Raw genomic sequence first — 3986 nt, forward strand, 5'->3', positions numbered from 1 at the left:
CCCGGAACGGGGAGTATTTTGTATTTTCGCTTATGACAACACAATGCCAGAAATGCGGAAAGGGACTATGAGCCGAAGCGCCGAGGTGGTAGGTTTTGCTCAACCTCGTGCCGGGTGGTGCAGCACCAGCTCGTCAAGCGGGGGGAGGCATGGGGAAGCCAGCAAACGGGGACGAGCGGTATTTGGCGGATAAACTGGTAGCGGTCGGACGGTCAGCCACGGAAGCACTGGTGCAGGTTGAGGGGTTGCCGGCAGCCGAGGCGTTCAGTCGTTTGCGGGCGTTGGTGCAGGGGTGGGCCGGAGTAGCGAATAACTCCATCATCGAGAAGGTACGGTACAACGAGCAGCAGGAAATGAACGCCCAGGCCACCCGAATGAAACGTATCAAGAGCAGTAAATAAGGGTATTAGCGTAAGTGATAAGCGTAAGTTTTGCCCATCATGTACCCTAGAATTGACCCGTTAGCGTAAGCAATAAGCGTAAATAACCGGCCCAAAACCGCGCAAGAAAAACAACGGTATAACCCACTATACCGGACTGTGTCCGGTGTGGGGCTTGCAGCCGGCCCTACGCAGTATTTAGTCCCTTTCCCCACCGCCCCATGCCTTACGCCATTTGCCGAGTTGCCAAGATTAAGACCGCCCAGGCGGGCGCGGCCAAGACCGCACACAACTACCGGCAGCGCGAAACGCCCAATGCCGACACCGAGCGCAAACCCCTCAACCGGGAGTACATCAACACGGCCGAGCGCAATTATTGGGAGCTGGCCACCGAACGCATTCAGGAGGCCGGCGCCAAAGTCCGGCATGATTCGGTGCGCGGGGTGGAGGTGCTGCTGACCGCCAGTCCGGAAGCGTTCAAGCGCCAGGACGATGGAACCCCGCACGACTGGCACGGCAGCCAGTGGGCCGAGGCCAATATTGCATTTTTGAAGGGCAAGTTCGGGGAGCAAAACGTGGTGAGCTGCACCCTGCACCAGGATGAGCTAACCCCCCACTTTCACGCGGTCGTTGTGCCCCTCACGGCCGACGGCCGCTTGTCGGCCAAGGACGTGTTCAACCCGAAGACCCTGCGCGCCCTGCAAACCGAGTACGCCGAGGCCATGAAGCCGTTCGGGATGGAGCGCGGGGTAGAGCACAGCCGCGCCAAGCACGAGGTCATGCGCCACGTCTACGGGGCCCAGGAGCGGAGCCGGGGCGAGCTGGCCACGCTGACCAAGCCGGAGCCGGCCACGCGCCTGAGCATCGAGGGGCCGAGCGGACTGGACCTGGTCAACCTGAGCAAGTGGCGGGCCGACCAGGAGGCCCGGCTGAACGCGGAGCTGACCCGGCAGCTCGCCGCGGCCAACGAGCGGGCCAGCAAGGCGGCCAGCATCGCGCAGGACAGCGCCGGCGCCAAAGACCGGGAAAAGACCCTTGCCCGGCAGTTGGCGAGCGTAGAGGGCACGAAAACGAAGGAAATCGGCCGCCGGGAATTGTTTGAGGGAGGATTCAAGCGGGCGGCCGTGCTCGCGGTCCAGGGCGAGACATTGCCAGCGAAAGTGCTGGCGTACGGCCAGCAGATTCGCTCCAGTATGCAGGCCGAGGCCGAAAAAACACGTCCAGCAAGCCCTAAAGGCCCCTATCCGCCAAGCGGGCGACCTGACCGAGCAACTAAAAAAGCTCCCAGGGTACACCTACCGGGAGGACGCGACCACCAAACAGGGCGAGTTGCGCCACACGGCCACCGGCAGCCGGTTCGAGCTGGCCGAGCTGAAGCCGGGCGGGGTGTCAATGAAGGAGGCTTACGACCAGGCCGTGCACCGCACCGCGCAGCACGACCTGGCTCAGAGCAAAAGTCAGAGCCGGGGAGGCGTGAGCATGGGAGACTAACCAGACGACGCCCAAAAGCCCCCGCCAATTGCATTGGGCGGGGGCTTTTGTAAGAGTTAAGAGCAGAGTATCATAACTCGCTGATTATCAAGGGGGGTCTGTTTGAAACTTTCAAACAACCGTTTGAAACCTTCAAACAGGTGTTTTGTACTTTTCCGCGACCTCATTTTATCAATGTTGAAAAATTAGCCTTGTTTCTACAATGAGCCATTGTAAAGACTACAGCATCTTGTTTTAAAACTGGCCTGTATTTTCAACTTTTATAGTATAGCTTTGGGCATCAAAAATCAATTTTGCGATGTCAACCTGGTACAAAAAAATAACGGATTACCCTGAGAATGAGAATAATCCGTTTTCAGAAAAGGCAGTGCTAGAGATTAGCACCACTAAAAAACGCCAGGCCATCAGACCACCCAAGACAAAAGATGGGGAGAATAAGTATTGGGTAATCGATAATAATGGTGAGAAGGTAGCTGAAAGCCTGTTTGTTAGAGAAATTGAGGTAGACGATGAACAGTTTGCGAAAGTCTTTCTAGGTGGGCTACTCAATTTTTGGGAGCTTAGTCCACGCGGCATTCGGGTGTTTACCTATGTTCTTCGACAACTCCGGCCAGGACGTGATGAGTTTTACTTTTCTGCTCCTGAGTGTATGAAATTCACCCTTTATAAAAGCAGAGGACTTGTAATCAGTGGATTAGCTGAGTTGGTTGGAGCTGGCCTGATAGCCCGTAGCACTGACCCCTTAATCTACTTTCTCAACCCTCTAATAATGTTCAATGGCAGTAGGGTGACCTTTGCTAAAAGCTACGTTCGCAAGCAGATAGCTGGTAGAAATCCTAGTCAGCTTGCCCTACCATTCAACCCCAGCCTAGAGCAATTGCGTGAGATTGCCAGCAGCAATCAACTTTAGTCCAAGTCAAGACCCTAAAATTTTCTTACTTAGCACCATGCCCAGCCCGGAACAACGACTAGACCAATTAGAACCTGTTATTAGCGAAATGCTTGCTAAACAGGACGAAACGGCCGCCAAAGTAGAGCGGGTGTCGGCCCAAGTGAGACAGCTCACTGTAGTTGTCACCAACTCGCTAACCACCCAGAGCGATAACATCGAGTTTTTACTTACCCAAACGCAGCAGTTGACAGAAGGGCAAGCTAGATTGGAACAAGGACAAACCGAACTGAAACAACAGGTAAATCAGGGCTTTGCGCAAATTATTACGCTTATCAATGAGAGGCTAAAATGAAATAGTAAGGTGACCCAAAACCACCCTTTTCGTGAACTGGCTTTACGCCGAACACTTAAGCTGACCACGGGTTGAGGCTATATGAAATATATCTTTCTGTTTTTGGCCATCGTCGCGGAAGTGATTGCCACTAGTGCGATGAAAGCATCGAATCAGTTCACCCTTCTGCTTCCAAGTTTACTCACTGTGGCAGGATACGGGGTGTCCTTTTACCTTCTGAGTTTCGCCTTAAAAAGTATCCCGGTGGGCATTGCATACGCAACATGGTCCGGCGTCGGCATTGTGTTAGTTTCAGCCATAGGAGTTATCCTCTACAAACAGCGCTTGGACGGACCCGCCGTTGCTGGAATCGCCCTCATTATCGCGGGAGTGCTAATTATGAACCTCTTTTCGAAAACCAGTGCCCATTAAAATGCTCCTTTCCGTGAACACCTGACAACTGCCCGGCACCAGGTGCTCATAGGCCATTGCAGCGCCCAGCGAGTTTAAGAAACTCGTCTACGAATCAAAGTTTACGAAACGTGCCGAGGAGATGAGTTTCGTAAACTCCGAATTAGGCATTCACTATGGGCCGTACCTCGTGTCATCATGAACAAAAGGGAAATAGACCTTAAGTTTGGGGGCTGTTTGAAGCGTAACCGGCTCTGCTGAGGAGCAACCGGCCAGGAATAGAACAGCCCCCAGACGCGCCAGCCAGCGTTGCAGGTTCGCCCTCTGCTGGCCCAGCTCAGATACCACTCAGCGTTGAAGGTTCGCCCTCTGCTGAGTGGTTTTTTGGTTTTCAGGCATAGGCCCCGCCGCGCTGTTTAGGGGGCAGTGGGGAAGCAAGAGACAGACAGCGCGGCGGGGAAAATGCCGGAGAAAACCTATC

At 54.3% G+C, this 3986-nt stretch carries 5 protein-coding genes; all 5 read left to right on the plus strand.

Features of this window, described 5'->3' with window-relative positions:
• The first annotated feature begins 149 nt into the window (after positions 1-149).
• The 5 genes from MUN82_RS22210 (at position 150) to MUN82_RS22230 (ending at position 3526) form a co-directional block, all read left to right on the plus strand.
• Positions 150-401, plus strand: a complete 252-nt coding sequence (locus MUN82_RS22210; RefSeq protein ID WP_245097812.1) for a hypothetical protein — start codon at positions 150-152, stop codon at positions 399-401.
• A gap of 200 nt (positions 402-601) precedes the next feature.
• The gene (gene mobV, locus MUN82_RS22215; RefSeq protein ID WP_245097815.1) at positions 602-1924 is read left to right on the plus strand and encodes a MobV family relaxase; all 1323 of its coding nucleotides are present in this window, start codon (positions 602-604) and stop codon (positions 1922-1924) included.
• Positions 1925-2169: 245 nt separating this feature from the next.
• The gene (locus tag MUN82_RS22220; protein WP_245097805.1) at positions 2170-2781 is read left to right on the plus strand and encodes a RepA protein; all 612 of its coding nucleotides are present in this window, start codon (positions 2170-2172) and stop codon (positions 2779-2781) included.
• A 37-nt stretch (positions 2782-2818) separates the two neighbouring features.
• On the plus strand, positions 2819-3115 hold the full coding sequence (locus MUN82_RS22225) for a hypothetical protein (RefSeq protein WP_245097808.1): 297 nt from the start codon (positions 2819-2821) through the stop codon (positions 3113-3115).
• Positions 3116-3196: 81 nt separating this feature from the next.
• Entirely contained in the window at positions 3197-3526 is a 330-nt protein-coding gene (locus tag MUN82_RS22230) for a DMT family transporter (protein ID WP_245097810.1), read from the plus strand.
• The last annotated feature ends 460 nt before the right edge of the window (positions 3527-3986 follow it).

This window comes from Hymenobacter aerilatus, assembly GCF_022921095.1.
GTDB lineage: Bacteria > Bacteroidota > Bacteroidia > Cytophagales > Hymenobacteraceae > Hymenobacter > Hymenobacter aerilatus.